Raw genomic sequence first — 16,776 nt, forward strand, 5'->3', positions numbered from 1 at the left:
TGCGGGCCACTTTCGTGTGGACCCAGTACTCAGTCTTCGCCGAGGTAGGCCTTGCGGACGGATTCGTCGTGGAGGAGGTCTTGTCCTGTTCCGGAGAGGACGATTTTGCCGATTTCCATGACGTGTCCTTGGTCGGCGAGGGAGAGCGCGGCTTGGGCGTTCTGTTCGACGAGGAGGATGGTGGTTCCTTGGGCTTTGAGTTCGCTGATGGTGGCCATGATTTTCTGCATCATGATCGGCGAGAGGCCCATGGAGGGTTCGTCCAGCATCAGCAGTTTCGGCTGGGACATGAGGGCGCGGCCCATGGCGAGCATTTGTTGTTCGCCGCCGGAGAGGGTGCCTGCGGCTTGTTTGCGGCGTTCCCCGAGGATGGGGAAGAGGTCGTAGGCGCGTTGGATGTCTTTTTCGATGCCGGCTTTGTCGTCGCGGAGGTAGGCGCCGAGGCGGAGGTTGTCCTCGATGGTCATGCGGGGGAAGATGTGGCGGCCTTCGGGGGAGTGGGCCATTCCGAGGGCGACGATTTTGTGTGCGGGGACGTTTTTGAGGGGTTTGCCGTCGAATTTGATTTGTCCGGCGAGGGGTTCAAGGAGGCCGGAGAGGGTGCGCAGGGTGGTGGTTTTTCCGGCGCCGTTGGTGCCGATGAGGGTGACGACTTGTCCTGCTTCGACGCTGAAGGAGATGCCTTTGACGGCTTCGATTTTGCCGTAGGCGACCCGGAGGTCCTCGACTTCGAGGAGTGCGGTCACGGGGTGTCTCCTTCGGTGCTGGTGGTGCTCTGCGCCGTTTCGGCGGCTTCTACTTCGGCGAGTTCTTCGTCTCCGGGGGCGCCTTCGAAGGGGGTGCCGAGGTAGGCGGCGATGACGCGTTCGTCGGCTTGGACGATGTCGGGGGTGCCTTCGACGAGTTTTTCGCCTTGGACGAGGACGGAGACGCGGTCGCAGAGGTTCATGATGAAGCGCATGTCGTGCTCGATGACGAGGACGGCGATGCCTTGGTCGCGGATGGCGAAGATGAGTTCTTCGGCGGCGCGGGTTTCTTGGGGGTTCATGCCGGCGGTGGGCTCGTCGAGGAGGAGGAGTCCGGGTTCGCTGGCGAGGGCGCGGGCGATTTCGAGTTTGCGTTGTTCGCCGTAGGGGAGGTTGCGTGAGAGGTGGTCGGCTTTTGCGGCGAGGCCGGTGAATTCGAGGAGTTCCATGGCTCGTTCGCGGGATGCGTCTTCGGCTTTTTTGAATCCGGGGAGGCGCAGGAGTGCGGACCAGAGGCCTTCTTTGGTGCGGGTGTGGCGGCCGACGAGGACGTTTTCCAGGACGGTCATGTTGGGGAAGAGGCGGATGTTCTGGAAGGTGCGGGCGACGCCGGCTTGGGTGACGAGGTGGGGTTTGGGGGGGAGGGTGGTGCCTTTGTAGGTGACTTTGCCTTCGGTGGGGACGTAGAGGCCGGTGAGGCAGTTGAAGAAGGTGGTTTTGCCTGCGCCGTTGGGTCCGATGAGGCCGATGATTTCGCCGCTGTTGACGGTGAGGTCGACGTTGCGGACGGCGGTGAGGCCGCCGAATCGCATGGTGACGCCGCTGGCGTGGAGGACGGTGTCGGTCGTGGTGGTCATGCTGGTCACGCCCCCGCCTTGGTGACGCCGACGGGTGTGTCGGTGAGGGTGGTGTCGGGTACGTCGAGTTGGCCGGTTTCGTGGAATTCGAGCTTTTTCCTGCGGTCGGCGACGATGCCTTCGGGGCGCAGGCGCATGAGGACGATGAGGGCGACTCCGAAGAGGAGGAGCTGGTAGTCCTGCATGAATTGGAGTTTGGCCGGGATGAGGTAGAGCAGTGAGGCGCCGATGAGGGGTCCGCTCATGGTTCCCATGCCGCCGAGGATGACGGCGGCGAGGAGGAAGGCGGAGTTGGGGGGTACGGAGCCGGCGAATTGGTACTGCTCGGGGGTGACGGTGCTGGTGAGGTGGCCTTGGACGGTTCCGGCGAGTCCGGCGAGGGTGGCGCCGAGTGCGAAGGCGATGAGTTTGACGCGGAAGCCGTTGATGCCCATGGCGGTGGCGGCGGTTTCGTCTTCGCGGATGGCGACCCAGGCGCGGCCGATGCGGCTGTCGGCGCTGCGGCGGAAGACGGTGACGACGACGAGGGTGACGAGGAGCATCAGGAGGTAGTAGTTGCCGGGTTTGCCGAGGGTGAAGCCGGCGATGTCGTGGCTGATGCCGAGGTCGTATCCGAAGATGGTGATGTCGGGGATGGCGGGGATGCCGCGGGAGCCGTTGGTGACGTTGGGTCCGCTGTTCCCGTTGAGGTTGTTCATGGTGATGCGGAAGATTTCGCCGAAGCCGAGGGTGACGATGGCGAGGTAGTCGCCGCGTAGGCGCAGGGTGGGGGCGCCGATGAGGACGCCGAAGATGAGGGATGCGCCGGCGCCGACGAGGATGGCGGCCCAGAACGGGAAGTGGACGCCGAGGCTGGATTGGCTTGCGCCGGAGACGAGGGCTGCGGCGTAGGCGCCGACGCCGAGGAAGGCGACGTAGCCGAGGTCGAGGAGTCCGGCGAGGCCGACGACGACGTTGAGGCCGAGGGCGACGGTGGCGAAGATGAGGATGTTGGCGCCGATGAGGGCGTATTCGTCGCTGTTTTGGGTGAAGGGGAAGCAGATGGCGGCGACGAAGGCGGCGCTGAGGGTGACGGTGCGGTGTTGTGCGGTGAGTGCGGAGAGGCGGGCGAGGAGGCCTGCCTGGGTGATCGCGGCGAACGTGAACGCGGCGGTGATGAGGAAGCCGATGAACAGTTCGGTGTATTCGGTGTCGATGCCGTAGGCGAAGACGTAGAGGCCGATGGCGAAGGCGGCGACGATGATGAGGATGCCGGCCCAGTCGGGGATGGGCCGGGCGGGGCGGGGGCTGGGGGCGGCGAGGGTGTGGCGGAGTCGTTGCCAGGGGTTTTCGCCGGTGGTGTCGGTGCCGGGGGTGTCGCCGGGGAGGGCGAAGGCGGCGATGGTGGCGATGAGGGCGCCGGTGCCGGAGATGTAGGCGCCGGGTTCGAGGTTGACGATGCCGCCGAGTTCGCTGGAGATGGCGCCGAGGGTGTAGCCGGTGGTGCCGAGGGTGGCGAGGGCGAGGAGGCGCAGGGGTGCGTTGGTGGCGGCGGGGGTGAGCCAGCGCAGTCCCTTGACGCCGTATGCGGATAGGGCGAAGAGGAGGGTGAGCAGCGCGCCGGTGAGGGTGAGGAGTTGGAGGCCGCCGGGGTAGCCGTCGACGGTGAGGTCGCCGGGGAAGTCGCTGGTCCAGGTCCAGGCCATGAAGGTGCCGATGAGGGCGATGGCGGCGCCGGCGGTGACGGTGTGCCGGGCGAGGCTGGTGGGCAGCGGGATGAGCGGGGTGCCGCTGTCGCGGTGGGTGGTGTTGGTGGTCATGGTGATCACGCCCTGTCCGCGACGCGTTCGCCGAGGAGGCCTTGGGGTCGCACGAGGAGGACGACGATGAGGAGGACGAAGGCCCATACGTCCTTCCAGGCGCCGCCGCCGAAGAGTTCCATGCTGGGGATGTTGCCGATGTAGCCGACGGCGAGGGATTCGGCGAGGCCGAGGACGATGCCGCCGAGCATGGCGCCGTAGATGTTGCCGATGCCGCCGAGGACGGCTGCGGTGAAGGCTTTGAGGCCCATGATGAAGCCCATGCGGAAGCCGACTTGGCCGTTGTGGAGGCCGTAGCCGACGGCGGCGACGGCGGCGAACGCGGCGCCGATGGCGAAGGCCATGACGATGATGCGGTCGGTGTTGATGCCCATGAGTTTGGCGGTGTCGGGGTCTTGGGCGGTGGCTTGCATGCCGCGGCCGGTGCGGGTCTTGGTGACGTAGAACCCGAGGGCGATCATGCAGACGGGGGCGGCGATGAGGATGAAGAGGTCGCCGCGTTGGATGTTGGCGCCGAGGATGTGGAAGGGGGTGCCGTCGAACTGGGGGAAGGAGCGGTCCTTCTTGGCGTCGGGGTACCACTTCCATACGGCTTGCTGGAGGGCGAGGGAGAGGCCGATCGCGGTGATGAGGGGGGCGAGTCGGGGTGCGCCGCGCAGGGGCCGGTAGGCGAAGCGTTCGGCTGCGGTGGCGACGAGGACGGAGACGATGACTCCGCCGATGATCATGAGGGGTATGGCGGCGAGGAGGGAGAAGCCGGTGGGGAGTGCGAGGAAGACGGTGAGAGCCCCGAAGCCCCCGACCATGAATATCTCGCCGTGGGCGAAGTTGATGAGCTGGACAATGCCGTAGACCATCGTGTAGCCGATCGCGATCAGTCCGTACATCGCGCCGAGGATGAGTCCATTGGCCAGCTGTTGCGGCAGTTCGTGCACCGCGGGGCCTCCGTGAAGTGATCGGATATGGCGCCGCGCGGGAGCGCTGGTGGCGCTCCCGCGCGGTCCTTTTCAGTGCTGGGGCGGGATTCGCCGGGTTACGGCTTGTAGGCCTCGCTGAGCTCGGGCTTCCAGGCGCCGTCGGTGACCTTGTAGGCGGTCATCATGGTGTTGGTGGTGTCGCCGTACTGGTCGAAGGAGACGGGGCCGGTGACGCCGTCGAACTTGACCTTGCCGACGGCGTCGAGGACCTTGGCGCGGAGGTCGCCGCTGGGGACCTTGCCGTTGTTGGCGGCGACGACGTCCTTGACGGCTTCGATGATGGCCCAGGTGGCGTCGTAGGTGCCGCCCCCGTAGGCCTCGTAGGCGTCCTTGTAGCCGGCTGCCTTGTAGTTGGCGATGAAGCTCTTGGCGGAGTCGAGTTGTTCGACGGGCTTGCCGACGGAGGTGGCGAGGTCGCCGCTGGCCTTCTTGTTGAGCTTGATGAAGTCGGCGCTGTAGATGCCGTCGCCGCCCATGAGCGGGATGTTGGTGCCGCTGTCCTTGAGCTGCTGGCTGAGGGGGCCGGCGGCGGGGTATTCGCCGCCGTAGTAGAGGGCCTTGGCGCCGGTGTTCTTGACCTTGGCGACGATGGCGTTGAAGTCGCGGTCGTCGGGGTTGATGTGGTCGCTTCCGACGATCTTGCCGCCGAGCTTGGTGAAGGTGTCCTTGAAGGACGCGGCGAGGCCGGCGCCGTAGGTCTTCTGGTCGTCGATGAGGTAGACCGAGTCGAGCTTGGCGTTGTTGAACAGGTACTTGGCGGCGAAGGCGCCCTGGACCTGGTCGGTGGTGGCGGTGCGGAAGAAGGTCTTGTAGGGGCGGACCTTGTTTCCGGTCTTCCAGCCGTCGCCCTGGGTCAGTTCGGTGCCGGTGTTGGCGGGGGAGATCTGGGTGAGGCCGGCGTCGTTGAGCGGCTTTTGCATGGACTGCGAGACGCTGGAGTTCAGGGGGCCGACGACGCCGACGACGGTCTTGTCGCCGATGAACTTGGTGGCGTTCTGCTGGCCGACGGACGGCTGGGCCTGGTCGTCGAGGGGCTGGGTCTTGAACTCGACGCCGGGGACGAGGTTCTGCTTGTTCGCCGTCTGGGCGGCGAGGTCGGCGGAGTTCTTGATGCCCAGGCCGAGGGCGGACAGGTCACCCGTGAGGGGTGCGTCGACGCCTATGACGACGGTCTGCTTCTTGCCGCTGCTGGTGTCGCCGCCTTTGTCGCGCGAACCGCAGGCGGTGAGTGTGAGTGCGCCTGTGGTGAGCACTGTGGTGAGGATGAGCAAGGAACGGTGTCGCACGATGGGTCCTTTCCCTGGCGCGGCCTCCTCGTGTACGAGGTGCCGTGTCGGTCGCCGGGGCGTACTGGGGGGTAGGTGTCGTGCAGCAGTCGCACCCGGCGGCGCGGTGACTGGCCGTGACTCTAAGCGCAGCTGAGGGGGGTGGGGAGCGGCCGGGACAGGATGTGACTTTCTTGTTATGCCAAGGCCAAACCTTGGTGGTGCAGGGCGGACAATTTGTACATTTCGGTGCAGGGTGATTTCTCGCATGATGAGAACGCCCAGTTCCGCTAAGGGGCTTGAGGGGATCATGGTGCTGACAGGCCCTGGTGTGTCCGGAAGTCGGGCAGTGGCCGGGAGGGTGCAAAGGGGTGGCCGGAATTCGCCCTCGCCGCCTCCGGTGCCGATTACGCAGCGTTATGCCGATCCGGACGGGGTGGGCTGCTTCGTCTGGGCCCAAGGGTCGGTCGTCGGGGGCCCGTTGCGGTAGCGCTCGGCGCAACCGCGCTGTGCCCGCTGGTCGATGACCCGGTCGCCGGCGGCCGCGCCGTGGGCCGCGCGTTCGGTGCGGGCCGCGCTCAGCGCCGCCAGGAGGATCTCGTTCTGCCCGTCGGACAGGCCCTTCTCCTGGTAGTCCAGGCCGGAGCCCTGCCCCGCGTCGAGCTCCTGCCGCGCCCAGTACGTGATCAGGTGGACGCAGAGCTGCTCGGGTGAAGTGGCCCCGGGCGAGGGCGAGTTGGCGGCCGAGGCGCTGAGGGTGGCGGTGCCCGCGGGTTCGGAGTGTCCGGAGGTGCAGCCGCCGAGCAGCGACGCCGCGGCGAGCGCGCCCGCCAGGGCGAGGGGAACCCGCGGTCGTCCTGGGAGCCTCATGACTCGACGTTAGGGCGCGGGCCCGCACCTGACAATGGCCGGTGAGTTGTCAACTCACCGGCCGGGAAACGGACTTGACCCGTCCGCGGGGCACCGCGGGAGGGTTCTGGCGGGTCAGCCGTTGAGGCCCTCGGCGTCGCGCAGCAGGCAGGTCAGCCGGGCCGTGCAGACCCGCTTGTCGTGTTCGTCGGTGATGACGATCTCGTACGTCGCTGTGGAGCGCCCGCGGTGCACGGGGGTGGCGACGCCGGTGACCAGGCCGCTGCGCACCCCGCGGTGGTGGGTGCAGTTCAGGTCGACGCCGACGGCGATCTTGGTGCTGCCGCCGTGCAGCATCGAGCCGACCGAGCCGAGCGTCTCGGCGAGGACCGCGGAGGCGCCGCCGTGCAACAGGCCGTAGGGCTGGGTGTTGCCTTCGACGGGCATGGTGCCCACGACCCGGTCCGCCGAGGCCTCCACGATCTGCACGCCCATGCGGTCGCCCAGGTGTCCGGCGGAGAACATCGCGGGCAGGTCGACGCCGAGGGCCGCGTACTCGTCGACGACTTCCTGCGGGAACTTCACGCTGCTCTGTTCGCCCATGGGCTCCGGCTCCGTTCATCTGCGGTCACTGTGCTGTGTCCGCACCGTCATACCAGATGCCTGAGCGAACGCTTAGGATCCAGCTCTCATTCCCGCACCCCGTCCTGCGGGCTCGTCGGCTCGAAGCGCACCACGACCGACTTGCTGGCCGGGGTGTTGCTGACGTCGGCCGTCGCGCCCAGCGGCACCAGGACGTTGGTCTCGGGGTAGTAGGCGGCCGCGCAGCCGCGCGCCGTCGGGTAGTGCACGACGCGGAAGCCGGGTGCGCGGCGCTCCACGCCGTCCTTCCACTCGCTGACCAGATCCGTGTACGAGCCGTCGGCCAGGCCGAGTTCGCGCGCGTCGTCCGGGTTGACCAGGACGATGCGGCGGCCGCCCTTGATGCCGCGGTAGCGGTCGTCGAGGCCGTAGATGGTGGTGTTGTACTGGTCGTGCGAGCGCAGGGTCTGGAGCAGCAGCCGGCCCGCGGGCAGTTCGGGGAACTCGACGGGGGCGGCCGTGAAGTTGGCCTTCCCGGTGGCGGTGGGGAAGCGGCGCTCGTCGCGCGGGGCGTGCGCCAGCTGGAAGCCGCCGGGGCGGGCGACCTTGGCGTTGAAGTCCTCGAAGCCGGGCACGACGCGGGCGATGCGGTCGCGGATGGCGGCGTAGTCGTGCTCGAATCCGGCCCAGTCGACCGCGGACCTGGCGCCGAGGGTCGCCCGGGCCATGCGGGCCACGATGGCCGGCTCGGACAGCAGGTGGGGGCCGGCGGGGGTGAGGTTGCCGCGGGAGGCGTGCACCATGCCCATGGAGTCCTCGACGGTCACGAACTGGCGGCCGCTCTTCTGCACGTCCTTGTCGGTGCGGCCCAGGGTGGGCAGGATCAGGGCGCGCCGGCCGGTCACCGCGTGTGAGCGGTTGAGCTTGGTGGAGACGTGCACGGTGAGCGAGGCCCGGCGCATGGCGGCCTCGGTGACCTCGGTGTCGGGGGTGGCGCCCACGAAGTTGCCGCCCATCGCGAAGAACACCTTGGCCCTGCCGTCGCGCAGCGCCTCGATGGACCGCACGACGTCGTAGCCGTGGTGGCGGGGCGGGGCGAAGCCGAACTCCTTCTCCAGGGCGTCGAGGAAGGCGGGCGCGGGCCGCTCGAAGATGCCCATGGTGCGGTCGCCCTGCACGTTGGAGTGGCCGCGCACCGGGCAGACGCCGGCGCCGGGGCGGCCGATGTTGCCGCGCAGCAGCAGGAAGTTGACGACCTCGCGGATGGTGGGCACGGCGTGCTTGTGCTGGGTCAGGCCCATCGCCCAGCACACGATGGTGCGCCGGGAGGCGAGCACCAGCGACAGGGCCTGCTCGATCTCGGTGCGGCTCAGGCCGGTCGCGGCCAGGGTGCGCTCCCAGTCCGCCTCCAGGGCCGCGGCCTTGAACTCCTCGAATCCGTGGGTGTGTTCGCGGACGAACAGCTCGTCGACGGCGCCCTCGGTCTCCAGGATCAGCTTGTTGAGGAGGCGGAAGAGGGCCTGGTCGCCGCCGATGCGGATCTGCAGGAACAGGTCGGTCAGGGCGGCGCCCTTGATCATGCCCTGCGGGGTCTGCGGGTTCTTGAACTTCTCCAGGCCCGCCTCGGGCAGCGGATTCACCGAGATGATCTTCGCTCCGGCGGCCTTCGCCTTCTCCAGGGCGGACAGCATCCGGGGGTGGTTGGTGCCCGGGTTCTGCCCGGCCACCACGATCAGGTCGGCCTGGTGCAGGTCCTCCAGGGACACGCTGCCCTTGCCGACGCCGAGGGTCTCCGTCAGGGCCGAACCGGACGACTCGTGGCACATGTTGGAGCAGTCGGGCAGGTTGTTGGTGCCGAACTCGCGGGCGAAGAGCTGGAGCAGGAACGCCGCCTCGTTGCTGGTGCGCCCCGAGGTGTAGAAGAGGGCCTCGTCGGGCGAGGCGAGCGCGTTGAGCTCCTCCGCGATGATCTCGAAGGCGCGCTCCCAGGTGACCGCCTCGTACCGCTCGGCGCCCTCGGGCAGGTACATCGGCTGGGTGATGCGGCCCTGCTGGCCCAGCCAGTACCCGCTGCGGGTGGCGAGGTCGGCCAGCGGGTGCGCGGCGAAGAAGTCGGGGGTGACCCGGCGCAGCGTGGCCTCCTCGGCGACGGCCTTCGCGCCGTTCTCGCAGAACTCCGCCGTGTGCCGCTTGTCGCCCTCCGGCCAGGCGCAGCCGGGGCAGTCGAAGCCGTCCTTCTGGTTGACCTTCAGCAGGGTCTGCGCGGTGCGCCGCAGGCCCATCTGCTGCTGGGCCATGAGCAGGGTGTGGCCGATGGCGGGGAGGCCGGCGGCGGCGTGCTTGGGCGCGGCGACCTGCGGCGCGTCCTGGACCGGATCACCTGCGGGCGGCTTGCTGGCCATGGCGCTGCTCCCCTTCGAGCGAACACGAGATGCGTACGCCTTCGATCCTGTCACGCCGTACCGACAGCCGTGCGGTCCAGGCTCCGGCCGGGGACTGGCCGGGATTGTCAGTGGGGCGTGGCAGGATCGTGGGCATGGCTGAGACAGCATCGAAGAAGTCCCCGGACAACCGACCGCGCCTGCTCCTCATGGACGGGCACTCCCTGGCGTACCGGGCGTTCTTCGCGCTGCCCGCGGAGAATTTCACGACCGCGACGGGCCAGCCGACCAACGCGGTGTACGGCTTCATGTCCATGCTGGCGAACACGCTGCGTGACGAGGCGCCCACGCACTTCGCGGTGGCGTTCGACGTGTCCCGCAAGACGTGGCGCTCCACGGAGTTCCCGGACTACAAGGCGAACCGCTCCAAGACCCCGGACGAGTTCAAGGGCCAGGTCGAGCTGATCGGCGAGCTGCTCGACGCGATGCACGTCGACCGGTTCGCGACGGACGGCTTCGAGGCCGACGACGTCATCGCGACGCTGGCCACCCAGGCCGAGGCGGCCGGCTTCGAGGTCCTGATCGTCACGGGCGACCGGGACTCCTTCCAGCTGGTCTCCGAGCACGTCACGGTCCTGTACCCGACGAAGGGCGTGTCCGAGCTGACCCGCTTCACACCGGAGAAGGTCGAGGAGAAGTACGGCCTGACCCCGCAGCAGTACCCGGACTTCGCGGCGCTGCGCGGCGACCCGTCGGACAACCTGCCGGGCATCCCCGGGGTCGGCGAGAAGACGGCCGCGAAGTGGATCAACCAGTTCGGTTCGTTCGCGGAGCTCGTCGAGCGCGCCGACGAGGTCAAGGGCAAGGCCGGGCAGAACCTCCGCGACCATCTGGAGGCGGTGAAGCTGAACCGCCGCCTCACCGAGATGGTCAAGGACGTCGAGCTTCCCAAGGGCCCGGCGGAGCTGGAGCGGGCCGCCTACGACCGCTCGGCGGTGACGGGCGTGCTGGACGTCCTGGAGATCCGCAACCCGTCGTTGCGCGAGCGGCTGCTGGCCGTCGACCCGGGTGCGGGCGAGGCCGAGGCTCCGGCGCCGGCCGCCGGGGTGGAGGTCGACGGCGCGGTGCTCGGCGCGGGCGAGCTCGCCCCGTGGCTCGCCGAGCACGGCGCGCAGCCGCTGGGCGTGGCCACCGTCGACACGTGGGCGCTGGGCTCGGGCAGCGTCACCGAGATCGCGCTGGCCGCGGCGGACGGGGCGGCCGGCTGGTTCGACCCGGCGCTGATCGACGAGGCCGACGAGCGGGCCTTCGCCGCCTGGATCGCGGATCCGTCCCGGCCGAAGGTCATGCACAACGCCAAGGCCGCGATGCGGGTCTTCCCCGAGCACGGCTGGAGCATCGCCGGGGTCGCCATGGACACCGCGCTCGCCGCCTACCTGGTCAAGCCGGGCCGCCGCTCCTTCGCGCTGGACGCGCTGTCGGTCGAGTACCTGGGCCGGGAGCTGGCCCCGGCGGGCGCCGCCGACGGGCAGCTCGCCTTCGGCGCCGACGACGAGGCCGAGGCGGACGCCCTGATGACGCAGGCGCGGGCCGTCCTCGACCTGGGCGGCGCGTTCACGGAGCGGTTGAAGGAGGTCGGCGCGGCCGAGCTGCTGCACGACGTGGAGCTGCCCACCTCCCTCCTGCTCGCCCGCATGGAGCGCTACGGCATCGCGGCCGACCGGGCCCATCTGGAGGCCATGGAGCAGCAGTTCGCGGGCGCCGTGCAGCAAGCTGTGAAGGAGGCGCACGCCTCGGTGGGGCACGAGTTCAACCTGGGCTCGCCCAAGCAGCTCCAGGAAGTCCTCTTCGGCGAGCTGGCCCTGCCCAAGACGAAGAAGACGAAGACGGGCTACACCACGGACGCGGACGCGCTGGCGTGGCTGGCCGCGCAGACCGAGCACGAGCTGCCGGTCATCATGCTGCGCCACCGCGAGCAGGCGAAGCTGCGGGTCACGGTCGAGGGCCTGATCAAGACGATCGCGGCGGACGGCCGCATCCACACCACGTTCAACCAGACCGTCGCGGCGACCGGCCGCCTGTCCTCGACCGACCCCAACCTGCAGAACATCCCGGTGCGGACCGATGAGGGCCGCGCCATCCGGCGGGGCTTCGTGGTCGGTGAGGGCTACGAGTCGCTGCTCACGGCGGACTACAGCCAGATCGAACTGCGCGTGATGGCCCACCTGTCCGAGGACGAGGGCCTCATCGAGGCGTTCACCTCCGGCGAGGACCTGCACACCACGGTCGCCTCCCAGGTCTTCGGCGTCGACAAGTCGAAGGTCGACCCGGAGATGCGGCGCAAGATCAAGGCGATGTCGTACGGCCTGGCGTACGGCCTGTCCGCCTTCGGGCTCTCGCAGCAGCTGAACATCGAGGCGGGCGAGGCGCGCGGCCTGATGGACACGTTCTTCGAGCGCTTCGGCGGGGTGCGGGACTACCTCCAGCGCGCGGTCGAGGAAGCCCGTGCCACGGGCTACACGGAGACCATGCTGGGGCGCCGGCGCTACCTGCCCGACCTCAACAGCGACAACCGCCAGCGCCGCGAGATGGCCGAACGGATGGCGCTCAACGCCCCGATCCAGGGCACGGCGGCGGACATCGTCAAGGTCGCGATGCTCAACGTGGACCGCGCCCTGACGGAGGCGGGCCTGGCCTCGCGCCTCCTGCTCCAGGTGCACGACGAAATCGTCCTGGAGGTAGCGCCGGGCGAGCGCGAGCGGGTGGAGACGCTCGTGCGCCGCGAGATGGCGGGCGCGGTGCAGCTGCGTGCCCCGCTGGACGTCTCGGTGGGCGCGGGCCAGGACTGGGAGTCGGCGGCGCACTAGCCCGTCCCCCCCCGCCGGGCCCGGGCTCGGGTCCGGCGGGGGAGGGGGTGCCCAACCGCCTTGTCCGGCTGGGGAGTCGGGCCTTACGGGCTCGCCCGCTGGGGCCCGCTGTGAGCGGGAGCGGCGGGTTCGGGGGTGGCGGGGTTCTCGGTCCGGCCCAGGCGGCCCGAGCGCCAGGCCCCCGCGTAGACGAGCAGCCCCAGGGCCAGCCCCGTGCCGCCGCCGAAGCACGCGCTCGGGATGAGGCCGAGCACGGAGGCGTCGCCGTAGAAGGCGTACCACCGCAGGCAGCGGTACAGCGCGACCGCCGCCCCGCACCCCGCCAGCAGCACCAGAACCGTCCTGCGCAGGCGCGGGGCGAGGCCGGGCGGGGCCGCCGTCGCGGTGGCGGGGGCCCGGCGCAGCGCGGTCACCGTGAACCAGCCGATTCCCGCCAGCGCCAGCGCCGACCCCCCGTACTGGGCGTACCAGTACAAAGGGAACCCGGCGAGCTCGTCTCCCAGCGCGGGCACCAGCCGCATTCCCCAGCGGTCGAGGTGGGTGAACGCGTCCCACACCACATGGGTGGCCGAGCCGATCGCCGCCGACAGCGCGAACCAGCCCGCCAGGGCCCAGGACCCGGGCCGCCGCCACACCTGACCCCGCGCGAGGGCATGCACCCGGGAGCGCCAGGACGCCCTGGGCAGCAGCGCGATCAGCGGTTCGCGCAGCAGCACCCACCACGCGACCAGGAGGCAGGCCGTCGCGACGTCCACGGTGACGACGGCGAGCGCGGAATGCGTGACCCGGCCGAACGGCATCGCGGCGGGCACGACCGTCGCCACGTAGTACGTCACGTCCGGGGCGAAGGAGCCCGCGACCAGAGCGGAGGCGACCAGCCGGCCGCGGGCCGTGCCGTCCCTCCGGATCCCCGGCAGCACCGCCGCGGCGTGGCTCAGCGTGAACGGCATGCATGTCCTCTCGACCGATCGGCCTGTATGTCAGCAGTTGTCATGGTTCGTCAGTTGTCGGTCGTCGGCCGATAGTGGTTGGCCGCGCGTTAGCCGTTGGCGGTTAGATGGCAGTCGTCACCTGATAGATGGCAGTCGTCACCTGACATCTGATGGCCTGTGACTCGCGGACTCTGTGCCCGGGCTGACGGCAGAGGGCCGATGGTCACTGGCCGACGCCGGACAACCGATGACAGACAGCGGATGACAGACACCGGATGACAGGCGACAGATGACAGATGACCGATTTCAACCGTCGGCTGACGGGCGTCATTTACCCGTCAGCGATCAACAACGTTCGGTATTCGGGACCGGTTCCCCACCACCAGCCGGCAACGCGCAGGTGGCGAATCAGTGAAAACCGGTCAGCCCGCGGTGTCATGGCGCCATGGGTTGCCGTAGTGTCACGGGAGTTCTCGCGCTGGGGAGCGCGGGCAGCCGAGTACGGGGAGGGACTTGACGTATGGCACCGCACATGGGCCGACGACTGCGCAAGGGAGCGGGCACCACGGCGGTGGCCGCGCTGGCGGTGGCGGCGCTTTCCGCATCGCAGGCGCCGGGAGTCGTGCACGCGAGCAGCCCGACCGATCAGGCGGCCTCCGATGTGACGCCGACCCCCACCCCCGACGCCCCCGCGTCCGGCAACTCCCCGTACTACACGGACCTTCCGCCGCTCGTGTCGCCGACGCCGCCGCCGAACGCGTCGGTGGGCCAACTGCCCTCCGGTGACCTGCAGGGCATACCCGCCACCGTGCTCGACGCCTACAAGAAGGCCGAGGCGGCGCTCGCGAAGGACCGGCCGAACTGCCACCTCCCCTGGCAGCTGCTCGGCGGCATCGGCAAGGTCGAGTCGGGGCACGCGAACGGCGGCCGGGTCGACGTCAACGGCACCACGCTGACCCCGATCCTCGGCCCGGTGCTCAACGGGGCCGGGTTCGCCAACATCCCCGACACCGACGGCGGCGCCTACGACGGTGACAAGGTGCACGACCGGGCGGTCGGGCCGATGCAGTTCATCCCGTCGACCTGGGCGACCGCGGGCCAGGACGGCAACGGCGACGGCGTCAAGGACCCGAACAACGTCTACGACGCGGCGCTCGCCGCCGGGTTCTACCTCTGCGGTAACCACCGCGACCTCGCGGTCAAGGACGACCTGGACAAGGCGATCCTGAGCTACAACCAGTCGCAGGAATACCTGACCACCGTCCTGACGTGGTTCGACTTCTACCGGCGCGGCACCCACGAGGTCCCCGACGGCATGGGCTCGCTGCCCGGCCGCCGCAGCGACCAGACCCCCGTCAAGCAGCCGCCGGTCCCCCACGAGGCGCCGCCCAGCAAGAAGCCGGCCCCCAAGCCGACGCCGACCCCGCCCGCCCCGCCGGTCAAGCCGACGGTGCCGCCCACCAAGCCCGACGGCGGCGGCACCCCGACGCCGACCGTGCCGCGGGCGACCACGTTCGAGGGCGTGGGCGCCAAGGAGCTGACGGCGTTCGCCGGCGGCGCGTTCGGCGGGCAGCCCACGGCGCGGGTGAAGGACGCCTCCGGCAAGGCGATGGCGAAGGTGTCGGTCAAGTTCGAGATCGTCGGCGACACCGACACCCGCTTCGCCGACGGTGCCACCACCGCGACCGTGCCCACCGTGGGCGACGGCACGGCCATCGCCCCGGCGCTCAAGGCGGGCGAGAAGACTGGCACGTTCACGGTGCGGGCCACCGTCGCCGAGGCGAGCCTGTCCGCCGTCGAGTGGAAGGCGACGGTCGTCGCCCGGCAGGCCGACGTCCTGACCCGGGGCGAGGTCAAGGAGCCGACGGCCGCGCCCGGCGGCGAGTTCGCCGACCAGGTCTCGGTCAAGGCCACCTACAAGGGCGCCGCCGCCCCCGACGTGGCGGCCTCCGCGACCATGATCGTGACCCCGGCCGCCGGCGCCGACCCGAAGGCCGCGCCCAAGGTCAACGACAAGGGCCCGTACTTCAAGGACGCCAAGGGCAAGCCGGTCCGTGAGCTCACGGACCTGAAGACGGACGCGCACGGCGTCCTGGTCCTGCCGAAGATGTACGCGGACGGCCAGACCGGCACGTTCCTGCTCCGCCTCACCACGGAGGGCGGCGCCGCGCTCACCATCACGCTCAAGGTGGCGGCCGCCTCCTGAGCGGTCCCTGACGCCGCCGTTCCCAGCAGCCCCTCTGCCGCCCGTCGGCAGAGGGGCTGTTCGACGTGTTCTCATCTTCGCCGGGCATTGCTACGGTGCGCACTCCTGACGACCCATCAGCTCCACGGAGGCCGAGCATGCGCGCCCTCATAGCCGCCGCGATCGGGCTGGCCGCCGCCCTCGCCCTCGTTCTGACCGTCTCGGCCATCGGTGCCCCCGCCGGCACGACCTCGCCCAAGCCGCTGCTCACCACTGTGCCCAGCGCCCCCGGGAAGATCATCCAGACCAAGTAGAGGAAGAGCGGGTCCATGCGACGCAAAGCCAGTCTCGTCCTGCTCGCCCTCGCCGTGTTCTTCGGCGCCCTGTCGCCCCTGCTGCGCTGGTACGCCTTCCCCCGCCTGGCCAAGATCCCGCCCAGCCAGTACCAGGAGGCGGTCCTCGAAGCGAAGAACGCCACCCTCATCGACTACGGCACCATGCAGTCCAGGACGGTGCCGAAGGTGACGGTCGTCCAGACGCTGAAGGGCAACGTGGAGGCCGCCAAGGAGATCGGGAAGAGCGCGGGCAAGGACGTCGTGGTGTGGGACACCCTCTCCTACGTCCAGGGCCCCGACGGCAAGATGGTCTCCCAGATACCCGAGCGCTACATCTTCGACGCCCACAGCCAGGCACCCGTCCACGCCACCGGCGAGATGGTCGACGGCGATCCGGTGCAGCGCAAGGGCATCGAGTTCAAGTGGCCGTTCCTGACCGAGAAACGGGACTACGAGTACTTCGACTTCCAGGCCCGCACCTCAGCGCCCATCCACTACAAGGGCACCCAGACGTTCCACGGCCTCGACGTGTACTACTTCGAGCAGACCATCCCGTGGACCAAGGTGCCCTACCCCAAGAAGATGCCGCTGCCCGGGATCGACTCCTCCACCCTGGAGAAGACCACCGGCACCTCCCTCTGGTACACCACCACGCGGAAGTTCTGGGTCGACCCGGTCACCGGCGCCCCGGTCAACGGCGAGGAACTCAACCAGGAGGAGATGCGCGGCGGCACCCTGCTGGGAGGCCGCGACAAGGTCACCGTGTTCGCGGGCGACGTCAAGATGCGTGACGACTACGTCGCCCACACCGTCGACCTCGTCAAGAAGAACCGCGTCCTGATCCTGCTGCTCACCTCCTATCTCCCCTGGGGCTTCCTCGGCCTCGCCCTCGCCCTGCTCGCCCTGTCCCTGTGGCTGGAGGCGCGCGGTCGCCGCCCCAGCGACCCTCCGCCCGCCGTCACTGAGCGCCTCGATCCCGTCGTCGCCTGAACCGCCCCTCC

Annotated in this window: 13 protein-coding genes; 4 read left to right on the forward strand and 9 right to left on the reverse strand. The window is 69.5% G+C overall.

All coding sequences use genetic code 11. From position 1 onward, the window contains the following. Positions 1-29: 29 nt before the first annotated feature. The 8 genes from AC07F3_RS28070 to AC07F3_RS28105 all read right to left on the reverse strand — a co-directional run bounded on the left by AC07F3_RS28070 (position 30) and on the right by AC07F3_RS28105 (position 9,477). Entirely contained in the window at positions 30-746 is a 717-nt protein-coding gene (locus AC07F3_RS28070) for an ABC transporter ATP-binding protein (protein WP_189961203.1), read from the reverse strand. Further along, on the reverse strand, positions 743-1,603 hold the full coding sequence (locus AC07F3_RS28075; RefSeq protein WP_479117376.1) for an ABC transporter ATP-binding protein: 861 nt from the start codon (positions 1,601-1,603) through the stop codon (positions 743-745). Before AC07F3_RS28075 ends, AC07F3_RS28070 begins: the two co-directional genes overlap by 4 nt. 5 nt (positions 1,604-1,608) lie before the next feature. Next, a complete protein-coding gene (locus tag AC07F3_RS28080) occupies positions 1,609-3,402 on the reverse strand; it encodes a branched-chain amino acid ABC transporter permease (protein ID WP_479117209.1) in 1,794 nt (597 codons plus the stop codon). A 5-nt stretch (positions 3,403-3,407) separates the two neighbouring features. Beyond that, the gene (locus AC07F3_RS28085) at positions 3,408-4,337 is read right to left on the reverse strand and encodes a branched-chain amino acid ABC transporter permease (protein ID WP_479117210.1); all 930 of its coding nucleotides are present in this window, start codon (positions 4,335-4,337) and stop codon (positions 3,408-3,410) included. A 98-nt stretch (positions 4,338-4,435) separates the two neighbouring features. Further along, positions 4,436-5,650, reverse strand: coding sequence for a branched-chain amino acid ABC transporter substrate-binding protein (locus tag AC07F3_RS28090; RefSeq protein WP_479117377.1), 1,215 nt, complete (start codon positions 5,648-5,650; stop codon positions 4,436-4,438). Positions 5,651-6,061: 411 nt separating this feature from the next. After that, complete coding sequence (locus tag AC07F3_RS28095; protein ID WP_479117211.1) at positions 6,062-6,514, reverse strand: hypothetical protein; 453 nt, start codon at positions 6,512-6,514, stop codon at positions 6,062-6,064. Positions 6,515-6,628: 114 nt separating this feature from the next. Next, the gene (locus AC07F3_RS28100) at positions 6,629-7,096 is read right to left on the reverse strand and encodes a PaaI family thioesterase (RefSeq protein ID WP_479117212.1); all 468 of its coding nucleotides are present in this window, start codon (positions 7,094-7,096) and stop codon (positions 6,629-6,631) included. An 86-nt stretch (positions 7,097-7,182) separates the two neighbouring features. Beyond that, positions 7,183-9,477 (reverse strand): FdhF/YdeP family oxidoreductase, encoded by a 2,295-nt coding sequence (locus AC07F3_RS28105; protein ID WP_479117213.1) that lies wholly within the window; start codon positions 9,475-9,477, stop codon positions 7,183-7,185. Positions 9,478-9,611: 134 nt separating this feature from the next. On the opposite strand from AC07F3_RS28105, the gene polA reads away from it, so the two are divergent. Then, a complete protein-coding gene (gene polA, locus AC07F3_RS28110; RefSeq protein WP_479117214.1) occupies positions 9,612-12,323 on the forward strand; it encodes a DNA polymerase I in 2,712 nt (903 codons plus the stop codon). Positions 12,324-12,406: 83 nt separating this feature from the next. Here the strand turns inward: polA and AC07F3_RS28115 are convergent, their stop codons facing one another. Further along, complete coding sequence (locus AC07F3_RS28115) at positions 12,407-13,273, reverse strand: DUF4184 family protein (protein WP_479117215.1); 867 nt, start codon at positions 13,271-13,273, stop codon at positions 12,407-12,409. 502 nt (positions 13,274-13,775) lie between these two features. On the opposite strand from AC07F3_RS28115, the gene AC07F3_RS28120 reads away from it, so the two are divergent. From AC07F3_RS28120 to pgfA, 3 genes are all read left to right on the forward strand, one after another. Next, entirely contained in the window at positions 13,776-15,461 is a 1,686-nt protein-coding gene (locus tag AC07F3_RS28120; RefSeq protein WP_479117216.1) for a lytic transglycosylase domain-containing protein, read from the forward strand. A 137-nt stretch (positions 15,462-15,598) separates the two neighbouring features. Then, positions 15,599-15,754 carry an SPW_0924 family protein gene (locus AC07F3_RS28125; protein WP_479117217.1) on the forward strand — a complete coding sequence of 52 codons (156 nt, stop codon included), beginning with the start codon at positions 15,599-15,601 and terminating at the stop codon, positions 15,752-15,754. 15 nt (positions 15,755-15,769) lie between these two features. Beyond that, positions 15,770-16,765 carry a cell envelope lipid trafficking protein PgfA gene (gene pgfA / locus AC07F3_RS28130; protein ID WP_479117218.1) on the forward strand — a complete coding sequence of 332 codons (996 nt, stop codon included), beginning with the start codon at positions 15,770-15,772 and terminating at the stop codon, positions 16,763-16,765. Positions 16,766-16,776 lie beyond the last annotated feature (11 nt).

This window comes from Streptomyces sp. NPDC045846 (assembly GCF_056431605.1).

What these genes read in the sequence shown, in the direction of transcription:
- AC07F3_RS28115 (WP_479117215.1), bottom strand. Translation starts at nt 13,273, where the DNA reads ATGCCGTTCACGCTGAGCCACGCCGCGGCGGTGCTGCCGGGGATCCGG.
- AC07F3_RS28105 (WP_479117213.1), bottom strand. Translation starts at nt 9,477, where the DNA reads ATGGCCAGCAAGCCGCCCGCAGGTGATCCGGTCCAGGACGCGCCGCAG.
- AC07F3_RS28075 (WP_479117376.1), bottom strand. Translation starts at nt 1,603, where the DNA reads ATGACCACCACGACCGACACCGTCCTCCACGCCAGCGGCGTCACCATG.
- AC07F3_RS28100 (WP_479117212.1), bottom strand. Translation starts at nt 7,096, where the DNA reads ATGGGCGAACAGAGCAGCGTGAAGTTCCCGCAGGAAGTCGTCGACGAG.
- AC07F3_RS28095 (WP_479117211.1), bottom strand. Translation starts at nt 6,514, where the DNA reads ATGAGGCTCCCAGGACGACCGCGGGTTCCCCTCGCCCTGGCGGGCGCG.
- pgfA (WP_479117218.1), top strand. Translation starts at nt 15,770, where the DNA reads ATGCGACGCAAAGCCAGTCTCGTCCTGCTCGCCCTCGCCGTGTTCTTC.
- AC07F3_RS28125 (WP_479117217.1), top strand. Translation starts at nt 15,599, where the DNA reads ATGCGCGCCCTCATAGCCGCCGCGATCGGGCTGGCCGCCGCCCTCGCC.
- AC07F3_RS28120 (WP_479117216.1), top strand. Translation starts at nt 13,776, where the DNA reads ATGGCACCGCACATGGGCCGACGACTGCGCAAGGGAGCGGGCACCACG.
- polA (WP_479117214.1), top strand. Translation starts at nt 9,612, where the DNA reads ATGGCTGAGACAGCATCGAAGAAGTCCCCGGACAACCGACCGCGCCTG.
- AC07F3_RS28080 (WP_479117209.1), bottom strand. Translation starts at nt 3,402, where the DNA reads ATGACCACCAACACCACCCACCGCGACAGCGGCACCCCGCTCATCCCG.